14 protein-coding genes are annotated in these 15,459 nt (G+C 55.4%); 11 read left to right on the top strand and 3 right to left on the bottom strand.

Going from position 1 to position 15,459, the window contains the following annotated elements:
- Together BC777_RS10800 and BC777_RS10795 are read left to right on the top strand one after the other, a co-directional pair.
- Positions 1-558 carry a nucleotide exchange factor GrpE gene (locus BC777_RS10800; RefSeq protein WP_100368204.1) on the top strand — a complete coding sequence of 186 codons (558 nt, stop codon included), beginning with the start codon at positions 1-3 and terminating at the stop codon, positions 556-558.
- Positions 555-1,604 (top strand): TPM domain-containing protein, encoded by a 1,050-nt coding sequence (locus BC777_RS10795; RefSeq protein WP_168769142.1) that lies wholly within the window; start codon positions 555-557, stop codon positions 1,602-1,604. The genes BC777_RS10800 and BC777_RS10795 overlap by 4 nt, the downstream gene beginning before the upstream one ends.
- On the opposite strand, the gene mutS is transcribed toward BC777_RS10795, so the two are convergent.
- Complete coding sequence (mutS, locus tag BC777_RS10790) at positions 1,605-4,232, bottom strand: DNA mismatch repair protein MutS (RefSeq protein ID WP_100368202.1); 2,628 nt, start codon at positions 4,230-4,232, stop codon at positions 1,605-1,607.
- 122 nt (positions 4,233-4,354) lie between these two features.
- Here mutS and BC777_RS10785 point away from each other — a divergent pair, with 122 nt between their 5' ends.
- Genes BC777_RS10785 through BC777_RS10770 form a run of 4 tightly spaced genes read left to right on the top strand, consistent with a single transcriptional unit; the run spans position 4,355 to position 9,132 of the window.
- Positions 4,355-6,610: an NADP-dependent malic enzyme gene (locus BC777_RS10785; RefSeq protein ID WP_100368201.1), complete on the top strand. Its 2,256-nt coding sequence runs from the start codon at positions 4,355-4,357 to the stop codon at positions 6,608-6,610.
- A complete protein-coding gene (locus tag BC777_RS10780) occupies positions 6,610-7,476 on the top strand; it encodes a ribokinase (protein ID WP_100368200.1) in 867 nt (288 codons plus the stop codon). Before BC777_RS10785 ends, BC777_RS10780 begins: the two co-directional genes overlap by 1 nt.
- Before the next feature lie 58 nt (positions 7,477-7,534).
- Complete coding sequence (locus BC777_RS10775; RefSeq protein WP_100368199.1) at positions 7,535-8,434, top strand: D-amino acid aminotransferase; 900 nt, start codon at positions 7,535-7,537, stop codon at positions 8,432-8,434.
- Entirely contained in the window at positions 8,431-9,132 is a 702-nt protein-coding gene (locus BC777_RS10770; RefSeq protein ID WP_100368198.1) for a sulfotransferase-like domain-containing protein, read from the top strand. Before BC777_RS10775 ends, BC777_RS10770 begins: the two co-directional genes overlap by 4 nt.
- 402 nt (positions 9,133-9,534) lie before the next feature.
- Here the strand turns inward: BC777_RS10770 and BC777_RS10765 are convergent, their stop codons facing one another.
- Positions 9,535-10,749, bottom strand: a complete 1,215-nt coding sequence (locus BC777_RS10765; protein WP_100368197.1) for an argininosuccinate synthase — start codon at positions 10,747-10,749, stop codon at positions 9,535-9,537.
- Between the two features lie 328 nt (positions 10,750-11,077).
- On the opposite strand from BC777_RS10765, the gene BC777_RS10760 reads away from it, so the two are divergent.
- Entirely contained in the window at positions 11,078-11,641 is a 564-nt protein-coding gene (locus tag BC777_RS10760; RefSeq protein WP_133122544.1) for a hypothetical protein, read from the top strand.
- On the opposite strand, the gene BC777_RS10755 is transcribed toward BC777_RS10760, so the two are convergent.
- A complete protein-coding gene (locus BC777_RS10755) occupies positions 11,638-12,090 on the bottom strand; it encodes an NUDIX hydrolase (protein WP_100368195.1) in 453 nt (150 codons plus the stop codon). The two genes, BC777_RS10760 and BC777_RS10755, sit on opposite strands and share 4 nt — an antisense overlap.
- Positions 12,091-12,167: 77 nt before the next feature.
- Between BC777_RS10755 and hslO the strand changes: the two genes are divergently transcribed.
- The 4 genes from hslO to BC777_RS10735 are packed head-to-tail and all read left to right on the top strand — an operon-like array spanning position 12,168 to position 15,444.
- Complete coding sequence (hslO, locus tag BC777_RS10750; RefSeq protein ID WP_100368194.1) at positions 12,168-13,160, top strand: Hsp33 family molecular chaperone HslO; 993 nt, start codon at positions 12,168-12,170, stop codon at positions 13,158-13,160.
- Positions 13,153-13,737 carry a CoA pyrophosphatase gene (locus tag BC777_RS10745; protein WP_100368193.1) on the top strand — a complete coding sequence of 195 codons (585 nt, stop codon included), beginning with the start codon at positions 13,153-13,155 and terminating at the stop codon, positions 13,735-13,737. Before hslO ends, BC777_RS10745 begins: the two co-directional genes overlap by 8 nt.
- Positions 13,734-14,870 (top strand): CCA tRNA nucleotidyltransferase, encoded by a 1,137-nt coding sequence (locus BC777_RS10740; RefSeq protein ID WP_100368192.1) that lies wholly within the window; start codon positions 13,734-13,736, stop codon positions 14,868-14,870. The genes BC777_RS10745 and BC777_RS10740 overlap by 4 nt, the downstream gene beginning before the upstream one ends.
- Positions 14,863-15,444 carry a LysE family translocator gene (locus BC777_RS10735; protein ID WP_100368191.1) on the top strand — a complete coding sequence of 194 codons (582 nt, stop codon included), beginning with the start codon at positions 14,863-14,865 and terminating at the stop codon, positions 15,442-15,444. Before BC777_RS10740 ends, BC777_RS10735 begins: the two co-directional genes overlap by 8 nt.
- Positions 15,445-15,459 lie beyond the last annotated feature (15 nt).

Raw genomic sequence — 15,459 nt, 5'->3', positions numbered from 1 at the left:
ATGTCTGAGAAAGACGAAGAACTGCAAAGCCTTGATGAACTCGCTGCAGAAGGCGACGAAATTGATTTTGACGCGGCCGAAGCCAGCTTTGATGAGATTGAAGCACTGCGTGTCGAGCGTGATGAGTTCCGCGACAAATTCATGCGCGCTCTCGCAGACACCGAAAACCTGCGCAAACGCGCGGATCGTGACCGGCGTGAAGCGGAAGATTACGGTGGCTCAAAGCTCGCCCGCGATATGCTGCCTGTCTACGATAACATGCGCCGCGCGCTACAGTCCGCCGATGAGGCCGAGCAGGACGTAAACAAGGCCTTGCTTGAGGGCGTGGAACTGACAATGCGCGAGTTGATCAGCGTTTTCAAAAAACATGGAATCGACCCTATTACACCGGAAGTCGGTGAAAAATTTGATCCTAAACTGCATCAGGCCATGTTCGAGGCACCTTTGCCTGGCACTAAAGCTGGCGATATCATTCAGGTCGCTGCGGAAGGTTTCATGTTGCATGATCGTTTGCTGCGGCCCGCGCAGGTTGGCGTTTCATCCACGCCGGCATCTTGATTAAGCACCTTCTCGCAGGGCTTCTTTGTTTTTGGGTCAGCACCGCCTTTGCGCAAAGCTTTCCCGAAGACATTGACTTTTACGTCAATGACTACGCCGATCTGCTGACCGACACTCAAGAGGACGATCTGCGTGTCGTTCTGGATGAGCTTTATACCGAACGCGGCATCGAATTTACAGTTCTGACCATCACCCGCATGTCGGATTACGGGCACAGTGGTAGCATTGAAAGCTTTGCGACCGGTTTGTTCAACGCTTGGGGCATTGGCGATGCCGATCGCAATGATGGTCTGTTATTGCTGGTATCCCATCTGGATCGCGAACTGCGCATAGAGGTTGGTGCCGGGTACGGCACCGATCTCAACGAACCAATGGCACGCGTGATTGATACAAAGATTGTGCCAAATTTCCGATTGGATGAATACGCTGATGGTATTCGCACCGGTGTGGAAGAGGTGATCTACCAGATCGCTGGCGCATTGCCCGGCAACTACGATGCATCGCCGCTACAACAAATTTGGATTGGCTTTAAACGCTTCATCGTGAACCTTGGATGGTGGTTAATGGCGCCTTTTGCCGTTATTGCACCCTTTGTTGTGCGTCTTATCCGTCGCATCAGGCGCAATCGCCCTAGGACCTGTCCGAACGATGGATCGCGCATGCGCCGCTATCTTGAAGAAACCGAAGATGACAGCCTGTCGCCCGGTCAATTGATGGAAGAGCAACTTGAAAGCGTTGATTATGATGTCTGGTATTGCGACCGCTGCAATCATGTAACGATTGAAGGGTATCGCGCATGGTTTTCGGGCTATGGTGCCTGCCGCGAATGTGGTTTTCGCACGGTCGAAGGTGACAGCCGCGTCGTTCAATCGGCGACCTATTCGTCATCAGGACTACGGCGCACGGATTATCACTGTCATCACTGCGATGCGCGGTACTCGGTTACAAAAACGATCCCCCGAAAAACGAAAAGCTCGTCTTCCGGCGGTAGCAGCAGCCGTGGCGGTGGGCGGTCCAGCGGGGGTGGGGCCAGCGGAAGCTGGTAATCAGAGCTTGTTTTTCAGCTCATAGATCAAAGCCAGCGCCTCTTTTGGTGTCAAATCATCAGGAAAAACAGCCTTTAACGCCTCTTCCACTTCCGATGGCGCGGCCGTAACGGGTACTGGCGCAGGTGTTGCTGCAAACAATGGCAGATCATCAATGATTGCCTTACGTGAACCGCCACCTTCGCGTTCACCTTTCTCCAAGGCCTCCAGAACCACTTTCGCCCGCTCGACAACAACGGGTGGCAAACCAGCCAAACGCGCGACTTGCACGCCATAACTACGATCCGCCGTCCCGCGTTTCACCTCATGCAGGAAAATCACATCGCCTTCCCACTCTTTGACGGCAACCGTCGCGTTATCAACGCCGTCCAGCTTGGCTGAAAGCGCCGACATCTCATGATAATGCGTGGCAAAGAGCGCGCGGCAACGGTTTACATCATGCAAATGTTCCAACGTTGCCCAGGCAATCGATAACCCATCGTAAGTCGCGGTCCCACGCCCGATTTCATCCAGAATGACAAGCGCGCGGTCATCTGCCTGATTAAGGATCGCTGCCGTTTCCACCATCTCGACCATAAAGGTTGATCGTCCGCGCGCCAGGTCATCCGACGCCCCAACGCGGCTGAACAATTGGCTGACAATCCCGATATGCGCGCTGGTTGATGGCACGAAGCTGCCCATCTGCGCCAGAATTGCCAGCAAAGCATTCTGCCGTAGGAACGTGGACTTACCTGCCATGTTTGGTCCGGTGAGTAGCCAAATAGGCGTATCAGTCAGCCCACAATCGTTTGCAATAAACGGTGCGCCTTCCTTTTGCAGCGCGGCTTCCACCACGGGGTGTCGTCCGCCTGTGATGTCAAACGCCCGGCTGTCGTCAACCTTTGGCCGCGTCCAGTTTTCCGTGACAGCCAGATGGGCCAAAGCTGCCGTTAAATCAATTTCTGATAAGGCACGCGCCAGCGCGCCCAGCGGCCCTGCCTCGGCCAAAATCGCATCAGTTAGGCTGGAATAGAGCCGCTTTTCGATCTCCAGCGCTCTGCCGCCTGCATTCAAGATGCGTGTTTCAATCTCTGACAGCGCTACCGTCGTGAACCGTACCTGATTGGCCGTCGTTTGCCGATGAATGAAGGTTTCATTCAGGGGCGGTGCCATCATTCTGTCGGCATGGGTCGCGGTCGTTTCGATAAAGTATCCCAGCACATTATTGTGTTTGATCTTCAGCGACGACACACCCGATGTTTCAATGTATTCCGCCTGCATGCCAGCGATCACAGACCGGCCTTCGTCCCGCAATTTGCGCGCTTCATCCAGTTCAGCATCATAATCTGGCGCAATAAACCCGCCATCGCGGGATAATAGCGGGGGTTCTGCGATCAGCGCCTGATCCAAGAGGTCAAACAATGCCTCATGACCTGTCAAATCCTGCGCGGAGGTCTTAAGGGTATCCGGCAAGCCTTCTGGTAAATGTGCCCACAAAGCGCCCGCTTGCCCAATCGTGTTGCGAATGGCCGCCATATCACGCGGTCCGCCACGATCCAGCGCCAGACGCGACAGGGCGCGGTCCAGATCGTGCACGCCGCGTAATGCGTCGCGCAGGTCTTCTCCAAGACGTGTATTATCGGTCAGGAACGCAATTGCATCCTGACGATCCATGATGACGTTCACGTTGCAAGATGGCGATGCAAGTCGCCTTTCCAGCAATCGCGCCCCGCCAGCAGTCGCCGTCCGGTCGATGCAGTGCAAAAGCGAGCCTTGCTTGCCGCCGTTCATTGCACGGGTCAGTTCCAGCGACCGTCGCGTGGCCGCATCAATCTGCATTGCGGCGGATTGGCCTTCCTGCACGGGCGCGCGCAACAAGGGCAGGTTGCCGCGCTGCGTGATCTCAAGGTATTCCGCGACTGCGGACATCACCGCAATCTCTGCGCGTTTGAAGCTGCCGAAAGCATCAAGCGATCCGACTTTATAAAGCTTGCAAAGCCGCTTTTCGCCCGAGGTGCTATCAAATGCAGCTGCACCTAAAGTTGTCAGCGTCGCCCCTGAATCAGAGACTGTTTCAGCCCAATCTGCCTCATTTCCATCAACCACGATCACTTCACGCGGTGTTAGCCGGGCCAGTTCAGGCCCCAACTGTGCCCCGCTGCATGGCATGACGTGAAACGCTCCCGTAGAAATATCGACCCACGCCAGGGCGCCTTCATTGCGTACAACGTGAAACGCCGCCAGAAAATTATGCCGCCGCGCATCAAGAAGGGAGTCTTCGGTCAGCGTACCGGGCGTGACCAGCCGCACAACTTCACGTTTCACGACGGCCTTATAGCCACGCTTCTTTGCTTCAGCGGGGCTTTCCATCTGTTCACAAACAGCCACCCGAAATCCCTTGCGGATCAGCGTCAGGAAATACCCTTCGGCGGCATGATGTGGCACGCCGCACATTGGGATATCCTGATCGTCATGTTTGCCGCGCTTGGTCAGTGCGATATCCAGCGCCTCGGCTGCGGCGATGGCATCGTCAAAGAACATTTCATAGAAATCACCCATCCGGTAGAACAGCAGGGCATCAGGGTGCTCTGCTTTAATCTCTAGATATTGCGCCATCATGGGCGTTGTGGTGCCTTTGGTGCTGCTCATGCATCCCCCCGGATCATCCCGTGCACATTAACAGGCCAGAGTGGCGGCGAAACCCAGAAATCAACCCGTTGCGGGCCAGTGCCAGAAACCGCTATGTCTGGTTGCATTAATGGGGGGACCACATGTCAAAGAATAAACTGACCCGCGAAGACGCGCTGCAATTCCATATGAAGCCCAGCCCCGGAAAATGGGAAATTCAGGCGACCGTGCCGATGACAACTCAGCGCGATCTGTCCTTGGCCTATTCCCCCGGTGTGGCGATCCCATGCGAGGAAATCGCAGAAGATCCGGCCACAGCCTATGATTATACAAACAAGGGCAATCTGGTTGCGGTTATCTCAAATGGTACCGCCGTGCTGGGTCTTGGTAACCTTGGTGCGCTGGGCAGCAAGCCGGTGATGGAAGGTAAATCTGTGCTGTTCAAGCGGTTCGCTGATGTGAATTCCATCGACCTTGAGTTGGACACCGAAGACCCTGATGAATTCATCAAAGCCGTGCGGCTGATGGGCCCCACCTTTGGCGGCATCAACCTCGAAGACATCAAAGCGCCAGAGTGCTTTATCATCGAACAGACGCTCAAAGAGCAAATGGACATCCCCGTTTTCCACGATGACCAGCACGGAACCGCCGTTATCTGCGCTGCTGGTTTGCTGAATGCGCTGCACCTATCTGGTAAAAAGATCGAAGAGGTAAAGATCGTGCTTAACGGCGCCGGTGCTGCGGGCATCGCCTGTCTCGAACTGCTCAAGGCCATGGGTGCCAAACACGACAATTGCATCATGGCAGATACGAAAGGTGTCATCTATCAGGGCCGAACCGAGGGTATGAACCAATGGAAATCCGCCCATGCCGCCAATACCAAGGCGCGTACGCTTGATGACGCGATGAAAGGCTGTGATGTGTTTTTGGGGGTTAGTGCCAAAGGGGCTGTGACGCAGGAAATGGTCTCTAACATGGCCGAAAACCCCGTAATCTTTGCCATGGCGAACCCCGATCCTGAGATCACACCCGAAGACGCCCATGCCGTCCGCGAAGATGCTATCGTTGCTACAGGCCGCAGCGATTACCCGAACCAAGTCAACAACGTCCTTGGTTTCCCCTACCTTTTCCGTGGTGCGCTCGACATCCATGCCCGCGCCATCAACGATGAGATGAAGATCGCCTGCGCAGAGGCTCTCGCCGCGCTCGCGCGCGAAGACGTGCCAGATGAGGTCGCCATGGCCTACGGCAAAAAGCTGACCTTTGGACGCGACTACATTATCCCCACGCCTTTTGATCCTCGCCTTATCCATCGGATTCCCACGGCGGTGGCCCAAGCCGGTATGAAAACTGGTGTGGCACGCAGGCCCATCGTTGATATGGAAGTCTACGAGCTCTCGCTCAAATCCCGCATGGACCCGACGCAATCTATCCTGCGCAGCCTCAATGCCCGCGCCCGCGCCAATCAGTCTACCGTTGTGTTTGCCGAAGGCGACGATCCGCGCGTCTTGCGCGCCGCGGTCATGTACCAACGCTCCGGTATGGGCAAAGCGCTGGTCGTCGGTCGCGATGATGACGTGAAAGAAAAACTGGCCGCTGAAGGCTTGCCCGAAGCCTATGATGAGTTGGAAATCGTTAACGCGGCCACAACGCCCCATTTGGAAACCTACAAAACGTTCCTCTATGAACGCTTGCAACGCAAGGGCTTTGATGCCCAAGATGTGCATCGCCTTGCTGCCCGCGACAGACATGTTTTTGCGGCGCTTCTCCTTGCCCACGGCCATGCCGACGGGATGGTCACCGGAGCGACGCGCAAGTCCGCGCATATACTTGAGCTGATTAATCACGTCTTCGATGCCGGACCACATGACGGTGCCGTTGGTGTGACGGCCGTCTTGCATAACGGGCGGATCGTGCTGATCACTGATACGCTTGTTCACGAGTGGCCTGACGAAAATGATCTTGCCGACATTGCAGAGCGCGGTGCGTTCGTAGCCCGTGAACTGGGGTTAGAACCGCGCGTTGCTTTCCTTTCGTTTTCGACCTTCGGCTCTCCTGTTTCCGAACGGGCCGAAAAAATGCACAAGGCGCCGCGCGTGTTGGACGCGCGCAAAGCGGACTTTGAATACGAAGGCGAAATGACGGTGGATGTGGCACTGAACACCCAAGCGCAGGAAAACTATCCATTTCAGCGTTTGACTGGCCCGGCCAATGTTTTGGTCGTCCCTGCACGCCATTCTGCTTCAATCTCGGTCAAGCTGATGCAGGAAATGGCGGGTGCCACGGTGATTGGCCCCATCCTGTCGGGTATTGGCAAGCCGATCCAGATTTGCTCGACCGTCTCGACCGTCAATGACATCATGAACATGGCAGTGATTGCTGCCTGTAAGGTGGATTGATGGCGATCTGGAACCTTGGCTCAATCAACGCGGATTTTGTCTACAGTGTCCCGCACATTCCGGCACCGGGAGAGACTTTGTCTTCAACCAAACGCCAGGTTTTCCTAGGAGGTAAAGGCACCAATATGTCCGTTGCAGCTGCCCGTGCCGCTGCCTGCGTGCACCATATCGGCGCAGTGGGTGAAGATGGGCGCTGGGCTGTGCAGCGCCTGCTGGAATACGGTGTGGATACGCGCAATATCGCTGTGTTAGAGACTGAAACCGCCCAAGCGATCATCATGGTCGATCCACAGGGCGAAAATGCAATCATCCTGCATCCGGGCGCAAATGCAGAGATTCCGCAGGTGACTTTGCAGGCGGCCATGGCAGAGGCAGAAACAGGTGATTGGCTGGTCATTCAAAACGAAACAAACCTGCAACGCACCGCAGCCGAGATGGGCAAAAGGCTGGGTCTACAAATCGCTTATGCCGCCGCCCCCTTTGATGCAGAGAGAGTGCAGGCGGTTCTGCCCCATCTTGATTTTCTGATCCTGAATGCGGTCGAGGCTGCGCAGCTAGAAGCCGCCACCGGGTGGGGCCCTAGTGATCTGCCCGTGCGCGATGTGATCGTAACGCGCGGATCAGACGGCGCAGATTGGTATGGGATCAGCGGGAAAGAACATTTCTCGGCGATCACCGTTGATCCTGTGGATACAACCGGGGCCGGTGATACGTTTACCGGTTATGTTCTTGCCGGACTTGACCGGGGTATGCCCATGGCGCAGGCAATCGGCCAAGCAACCAAAGCAGGCGCGCTGATGGTCACACGCCACGGCACGGCAGACGTGATACCGGATTTGTCAGAAGTGCAGGCGTTTCTACAGTGATGCTACTGCCCGCATGCGCGATACGATCCGTACGCCTGTTGCGCCACGAGGATAGATCATGACCGAAGTTACCACGCATCAGGCCGAAGATGACGCGCGCAACGAAAACATCCTGATTTATGTCGATGGCAAGATCGTTCCCAAGGTTGAGGCCATGGTCAGTGTTTACGACAGCGGTTTCATGCTTGGCGACGGGGTGTGGGAAGGGCTGCGGCTCTATGATGGCAAATGGGCCTTCATGGATGAGCACATCAATCGGCTGTTCGAGGCGGCAAAAGCAATTGATCTTGATATTGGGATGCGCAAAAACGATGTCATTTCCGCAGTGTTAGAGACACAAAAAGCCAATCAGATGACCAGTGATGCCCATGCACGGCTGATGGTGACACGCGGCATCAAGGTCCGCCCGTTCCAGCACCCCAGCCTGTCGCAATCCGGGCCGACCTTCGTGATCATTATGGAACATTCCCGCCCTAAGATCCCGCGCCCCATCACGCTGGCGACGGTGCCTCATCAGCGGGGCCTGCCGATGACGCAAGATCCGAAGTTGAACAGTCATTCCAAACTGAATTGTATCCTTGCGTGCATTGCGGCGCAAAAGGCCGGGGCGGACGAGGCGCTGATGCTGGATGTGCATGGTTTCGTGAACACGACGAATGCCTGCAACTTCTTTATTGTGCAGAATGGTGCCGTTTGGACGAGTACGGGCGACTATTGCATGAATGGGATCACTCGGCAAAAGGTCATCGACCTTTGCCGCGCGAACGATATCCCGGTGTTTGAGCGAAATTACAGTCTCGTCGACACGTATTCCGCTGACGAGGCCTTTCTCACCGGTACTTTTGGCGCCCAAACGCCCGTCAGCAGTATCGATGGACGCATGATCGGAACCGGCGAACTTGGTCCGATGACCAAGCGCTTGCGCGGTCTCTACAAAGACCTGGTTGATCGTTCATGAGGATCGCCATGTGGTCCGGGCCGCGGAACCTTTCGACGGCGATGATGTACGCCTTTGGCAATCGCGCCGATTTTGCCATGTGGGATGAGCCGTTCTATGCGCCTTATCTGAAAGCAACCGGCGCGGATCATCCGATGAAGGATCAGATTGTTGCAGCCCACGAGACTGATCCAGAGGCTGTGGCGCGGCGCTGCTTAGACACTATTCCAGCCCAAAAGCCGCATTTCTACATGAAACACATGGCGCATCATATGGTCGATGGCTTCCCGTTGGACTGGGCTAAAGACTGTGTGAACATCCACTTGATCCGCCATCCCGCGCGGGTGATCGCCAGCTATGGGGCCAAGCGGGATGAGATGACGCTGGAGGACATCGGTTTCGCGCAACAAGCAGCGCTCTATAACCGCATTGGCGGCGTGGTGATCGACAGTGCCGACATCCGCGAAAACCCGGAAATGATGCTGAGAAAACTCTGCGATGCAATAAACCTACCGTTCGATCCGGTCATGCTGTCCTGGCCGCCCGGACCGCGCAAAGCAGATGGTGTCTGGGCTGCACATTGGTATAGGGCGGTGCATCAAAGCACCGGGTTTGCGGGGGCAGAGGGGGTGTTGCCTAATATCAGTACAGACAAACAGGATATTCTCATTAAGGCCATACAATCATATCGCCAGATGTCGGCCTACAAAATCGCCTAACTGATTGATTTGGATTCACAATTAACCATCTGAATTTATTCATTGAATCTAATGGAATCTAGTGACACTATGAAAACAGGGCAGCCAACCCGGTCAAGAGATAGCTGCCCTGAAACTTACTTCCTCTTACGAGGTTTGGTTTTTTTCACGGTCTCGACAACATGAGTCTTTGACTTGTTGCGAGCCGTGGCGACCGAAGTAAAGCGACCTGTAATCGCGCTTCGACCGATTTTGCGCGTTAATCTTGCCATTAGCTTTCACCTCCTATCCCGGGCCGTTGCCCGCCCGTATCAGGCTAGAGCTAGGGGTCAGAGGATTCTCAACACCATCATATGGTAGCAGAGAAGAACAAAGGGAGTCCATAGATGGACTCCCTTTGTTCTTCTTGGTCGGGTTGAGCGCTTAACCCTTACGATTACGTGCCGCCAACAACTTCAACCGCAGCGCGTTCAACTGAATGAAGCCCTGCGCATCTGTCTGGTCGTAAGCGCCCATATCATCCTCAAAGGTCACATGCTCTTCGGAATAGAGCGTCTGATCTGACCAGCGGGCCACGGTTGTTGCAGACCCTTTGTATAGCTTCACGCGTACGGTGCCCGACACATGTTCCTGGCTCTTGTCGATCAGTGCCTGCAGCATTTCGCGTTCAGGCGAGAACCAGAAACCGTTATAGATCAGCTCTGCATATTTGGGCATGATGCTGTCTTTTAGGTGCCCAGCGCCTGCATCCAGCGTAATTTGCTCAATCCCGCGGTGTGCTTCCAGCAAAACAGTGCCGCCGGGCGTTTCATAGATACCGCGTGATTTCATGCCGATGAACCGGTTTTCCACCAGATCAAGACGGCCAATCCCGTGCTTGCCGCCCAGCTCGTTCAGCTTGGTCAGGATGGTTGCAGGTGACATCGCCTCGCCATTGATTGCAACGGCATCGCCCCGCTCGAATGTGATTTCGACCATTTCGGGGGTATCCGGGGCCTCTTCCGGCGAAACAGTGCGCTGATAGACGTAATCTGGCGCTTCCTCTGCCGGGTCTTCCAGCACTTTGCCTTCGGAAGACGTATGCAGCAAGTTCGCGTCCACACTGAACGGTGCTTCACCGCGCTTATCTTTGGCAATTGGAATTTGATGCTTTTCGGCAAATTCGATCAGCTTGGTCCGGCTGCCCAAATCCCATTCGCGCCAAGGGGCAACAACCTTGATCTCTGGGTTTAACGCATAGGCGGCGAGTTCAAACCGGATCTGATCGTTGCCCTTACCTGTCGCACCGTGGGACACCGCATCAGCGCCTTCGGCGGCCGCAATCTCAACGAGACGCTTGGAAATCAGGGGGCGGGCGATGGACGTGCCCAGCAGATAGAGCCCCTCGTAAAGCGCATTGGCCCGGAACATTGGGAAGACAAAGTCGCGCACGAATTCCTCGCGCAGGTCCTCGATGTAGATGGATGAAGCACCCATCATCTCGGCCTTTTTGCGGGCAGGTTCCAGTTCCTCACCCTGACCCAGATCAGCGGTGAAGGTCACGACCTCACAGTTATACTCGGTCTGCAACCATTTGAGGATGATCGAAGTATCAAGGCCACCGGAATAGGCTAGAACAACTTTCTTTGGAGCGGTCATAGGAATGCGCCTTTACGTCAATGTCTCTGGAATGGCGCGATAGCGTTTTTCTATGAAAGTCACAAGCCGCCAGCATTGACCAAAAGTGGTTTTCGGTCCAAGCCAGCAAGACGTTCTTGAGGGGTGACTTTTGACACGATTTATTGCTTGGGCTGCGTTGGACATACTCAGGACGAACCTTAGGTTGGTTCTTGTCACATCTTTCTCGCCAATTCTGATAACGCTGGCGTCGATCATCTTTCTTAAATTCGTGCTTGGGCCCGACTATTTCTTTGTGGCGCAGTTCTATACTACGGGGTTGCCGCAGCTCTTGCTCCCGGCCGTCTTCATGGCCCTTTTTGCGGTCAGGCTCTTTAGCTATCTTATTTCGCACCAGCAGGCAGCATATGATACAGCAAAATTCTTCAGCGCTGTCGGCGGATATATTCTGCGGGTATTTGGATTGTTTGTTGCTACGGCGATTGTCTGGTTTGCCGTCCTGTTTCTTGGCTTTCAGTTGTTGCTGAATGCCGAGCTTAGTCCGCAGCAAACGTCCTACATGGCATATGCCACTTCATTTCTTGCATTCTGCATATTTGGTTGGCTGTGGCTTCGTTTTGCAGTCATTCTGCCAGCCTATGTTGCGGGGCAGCCCATGGGGATGCGCGCGGCATGGCAGGCTTCGCGATCTTACAAATACCAGGCGATCTTCTTATCGATTGCTTATTATGTTGTGCCGGCGGTCGGATTGGTGACTGTAGCGTCAGCCAACCAGTTAGGAGGGGTGGTAGATGCTGCGCTTACAACTTTGATTATCTGGGTTTTTGCCGTGCTTAAAATCACAACGCTCGCTGCCATATATGATCGGATGTTGTCTGACCAGGAACAGTCAATTCCAGACGCCTTCGATTAGATCACCCCGTTGACCAAGCACGCTCTATGCACAAAATCTGCATCTCCTTCATTGTAGAGTTCTAGCACCGCATCTTCCGGCGCTAACCACAATGCCATATGCCCCGGTTCCGTCGGCGGCCCATGCGGCCGCACCGGCCGTGCGAGATAGATATGGCACAGCTTTTCCGCCCACATGTCGTATTCCGGCATGAAAACGAACCGCCGAAAGGCGCCGAGTTTGCGTGGCGCGGCAATGCGCCAGCCGGTCTCCTCAAAGACTTCGCGGTGCAGCGCGATCAACGGGCTTTCACCGGGATCTATCCCGCCCCCCGGAAGCTGAATCTCATTGTGTGGGGCGCTTTGGTATGTCAGCAGCAGTTTGCCGCAGCGTGGCAAGATCGCATAAGCGCCCGCCCGCATTCTGTATCGCTGCCCAGCTACCGGCACCTCGCCATACCGTCTGATCATAGCTTGCCCCCTTGGACGCCACCTTGCCCCACCTATATAGGCGCGGTATGCCACCCCTAGACTTGTTAGGAAAGACTATGACCACAGGCACCCAAATCGCCTGGGACGATACCGTCCTGCCGTTTCAACTTGATGCCTCTGACATCCGTGGCCGGGTGGCGCGTCTTGATGGCGTGTTGGAACAGGTTCTCAAACAGCACAACTATCCCCCGATGATCGAAGGTCTTGTGGCGGAAATGGCGTTGCTGACCGCACTGATTGGTCAAACAATGAAGCTGCGTTGGAAGCTGTCCTTACAGGTCCGCGGTTCCGGCCCCGCCCGTTTGATTGCAACGGATTATTATGGTCCCACAGATGATGGTGAACCAGCCCGCATTCGTGCCTATGCGTCTTATGATGCTGAAACGCTGGATGAGAGCGCTGATCCCTTCAGCCAGATCGGCAACGGTTACTTTGCGATCCTGATCGACCAAGGCGAGGATATGACGCCCTATCAGGGCATTACCCCCATCGCTGGTGGTTCACTTTCCGCCTGCGCAGAGACTTATTTTGCGCAATCCGAGCAAATACCGACCCGGTTCCAACTGACCTATGGTCAGTCGCAATTGCCGGGTGAAGACACGCATTGGCGCGCTGGTGGTGTGATCTTGCAGCACATGCCGAAAGCATCGCCGCATGTGACCGGTGAAGGCGGATCTGGCGAGGATGGCTTGTTGGATGCGACGGACATTTTGGATGCTGATGAAAGCGAAAACTGGAACCGTGCAAATGCACTTCTGGATACGGTTGACGAAATTGAGCTGATCGGCCCCACTGTTTCGCCGACAGAATTGTTGGTGCGTTTGTTCCACGAAGAGCAACCGCGCGTTTACGATGCCCAGCCGATCAAGTTCGGCTGTAGCTGTTCGGATGACAAGGTCCGTCAAAGCCTGTCGATCTATTCGGCCAAGGACATCGCAACGATGACCACGGAAGAAGGTACCGTCACCGCAGACTGTCAGTTCTGCGGATCGCACTATACCTTTGACCCTGCAACGCTGGGGTTCGAGGCCAAGGACGCCAGTGCCTGACCTGCGCCAAAGACTGGAAGACGCGCTGGCCCGACCGGGCAGCCCGTCTTCTGATTTTGACCTGAATACCGATGTGAAAATCCCTCAGCGTGATCTGACCCCAGCCGCTGTTTTGATGGGCATTCAGGCAGAGTTAGAGACTGTTATTCTGACCAAACGCTCTGCCCGCCTGAAGCATCACCCCGGTCAGATCGCCTTTCCCGGCGGTAAGCAGGACCCGACCGATAAAAGCCTTGTTGCTGCAGCGTTGCGTGAGGCGCGCGAAGAGATCGGGCTGCCGTCTGGCATTGTTGATGTGATCGGCAATTTGCCGCCGCATCAGACAGTCACTGGTTATCGTGTCACGCCTGTCATCGCGTTGGTCACCGGCGGCTATGATCCAATACCAGAGGCCGGCGAAGTCAGCGAGGTCTTCGAAGTGCCCTTGGCCCATCTGCTGAACACCGACAATTTCTTTATCGAAGGTCGTCGTTGGCAGGGCCGCCGCCGCCATTACTACACCGTTCCTTTTGGCCCCTACTATATTTGGGGTGCAACCGCCCGTATCCTGCGCGCCTTTGCAGAGCGTATGGCATGACACGGATATCGGCACCTTGGTTGTTGAATAACGCGTCGCAAGCGGTGTGCAAGCTGTTGACGGACGCAGGCCATCAGGCTTGGTTCGTTGGTGGTTGTGTGCGTAATGAATTGTTGGGCGAACCTGTCGCCGATCTTGATCTTTCAACAGATGCGACGCCGCAGGCGGTGATGAAACTGGCCGAGATAGCATATATTCATGCCGTCCCCACTGGTATCGACCATGGCACTGTGACGCTGGTCGTTGATGCCGTCCCCTATGAGATCACGACTTTCCGCCAGGATGTCGCCACCGATGGCAGGCGCGCGACCGTCGCCTTTGCTGACAACATGACCGATGATGCCCGCCGCCGTGATTTCACGATGAATGCGCTCTATGCCGCCCCGGACGGGGAGGTTGTGGATCCGTTAGGTGGGCTGCCGGACTTGCAGGCAAAGCGCATTCGGTTCATCGAAGATGCCGATCGCCGGATTAAGGAAGACTATTTGCGCATTTTGCGCTTCTTCCGGTTCTACGCGTGGTATGGCGATACGAACGAAGGGCCGGATGCCGAAGGGCTTGCCGCCTGTGCGGAGAATATCGAAGGGCTGCAATCGCTGTCGGTTGAACGCGTGACTGCCGAGATGCTCAAATTGCTTGCGGCCCCCGACCCAGCCCCCGCCATGGCTGCCATGGCTTCGATTGGCGCTTTAGCGCAGGTTTTGCCGGGCGCGGATGCTGGCAGCCTCGCCGTTCTCGTCCATCTTGAACAATCTCTGAATATCGGTGCCGATCCTTTGCGGCGGCTGGCCGTAATTGGCGGTGCACCGGACGAAACACTACGATTATCAAAGGCTCAAGCGCGTGATTTGTCGTATATTACATCGGGGCTGACACCGATTGAGGCGGCTTACCGCCATGGCGCGCGCGCTGGGCGTGATGCGCTGTTGGTTCAATCCGCGTCGCTCAGTCAGCTGGTCGATGCCTCAGCACTCAAGCCCATCGAAAACGCAGCGCAACAGGTCTTTCCCCTTACAGCCGCCGACCTGATGCCAAAGCTGAATGGCCCTGCGCTGGGCAAGGCCTTGAAAGAGGCCGAAGCGCGTTGGATAAGCTCGGGCTTCACTTTGACGAAAGCCCAATTGCTTGACTGAATTTCTGCCCCTGATCGGCTTTGTCTTCTTCGGATTATTCTCGCCGGGACCCAACGTGATCCTGATTACGGCATCCGGTGCGCGCTTTGGGTTTCAACGCACCATCCCTCATATTATCGGGGTCGCCCTTGGCGTTGGTGTGATCGCCGCGGTTACAGGGATTGGCATCGGTACATTGATCACGGCGCAGCCTGCGCTGGGCTTCGTTCTTAAAATCATCGCGAGTCTTTGGATCTTGTGGATGGCATATAACCTCTGGCGTGCAAATCCGGCGCAACAGAAAGAGACAGACACGCCCTTCACATTCACCGAAGCTGTGCTGTTCCAATGGGTGAACCCCAAGGTCTGGGCCGTCGCCCTGAGTGCCACCGCATATGTCGCGACCTTCGCACCTGTCCAACAGGCGGTAGTGTTGGCCAGTACATTCTCGACCATCAACCTTGGCGTTTGCACCTTCTGGGCGGTCGCGGGTAGTTTGCTCTCTTATCTGCTTACAAATGCAACTGCCTGGCGCGTATTCATGCGCATCATGGCGCTTGCTTTGGTTGGTTTTTCGGTCCTGCTTTTTCTCTGACTGAACCTTTGCTAT

The organism is Yoonia maricola (genome assembly GCF_002797915.1).
Lineage (GTDB): Bacteria > Pseudomonadota > Alphaproteobacteria > Rhodobacterales > Rhodobacteraceae > Yoonia > Yoonia maricola.
Note: the sequence above shows the minus strand (reverse complement) of the source record. Positions and strands in the feature narration are given on the sequence as shown.

Bases quoted from the DNA above. Each gene is read 5' to 3' on its own strand.
- BC777_RS10800 (WP_100368204.1), top strand. From the start codon at position 1: ATGTCTGAGAAAGACGAAGAACTGCAAAGCCTTGATGAACTCGCTGCA.
- mutS (WP_100368202.1), bottom strand. From the start codon at position 4,232: ATGAGCAGCACCAAAGGCACCACAACGCCCATGATGGCGCAATATCTA.
- BC777_RS10785 (WP_100368201.1), top strand. From the start codon at position 4,355: ATGTCAAAGAATAAACTGACCCGCGAAGACGCGCTGCAATTCCATATG.
- BC777_RS10780 (WP_100368200.1), top strand. From the start codon at position 6,610: ATGGCGATCTGGAACCTTGGCTCAATCAACGCGGATTTTGTCTACAGT.
- BC777_RS10775 (WP_100368199.1), top strand. From the start codon at position 7,535: ATGACCGAAGTTACCACGCATCAGGCCGAAGATGACGCGCGCAACGAA.
- BC777_RS10770 (WP_100368198.1), top strand. From the start codon at position 8,431: ATGAGGATCGCCATGTGGTCCGGGCCGCGGAACCTTTCGACGGCGATG.
- BC777_RS10765 (WP_100368197.1), bottom strand. From the start codon at position 10,749: ATGACCGCTCCAAAGAAAGTTGTTCTAGCCTATTCCGGTGGCCTTGAT.
- BC777_RS10760 (WP_133122544.1), top strand. From the start codon at position 11,078: ATGGCCCTTTTTGCGGTCAGGCTCTTTAGCTATCTTATTTCGCACCAG.
- BC777_RS10755 (WP_100368195.1), bottom strand. From the start codon at position 12,090: ATGATCAGACGGTATGGCGAGGTGCCGGTAGCTGGGCAGCGATACAGA.
- hslO (WP_100368194.1), top strand. From the start codon at position 12,168: ATGACCACAGGCACCCAAATCGCCTGGGACGATACCGTCCTGCCGTTT.
- BC777_RS10740 (WP_100368192.1), top strand. From the start codon at position 13,734: ATGACACGGATATCGGCACCTTGGTTGTTGAATAACGCGTCGCAAGCG.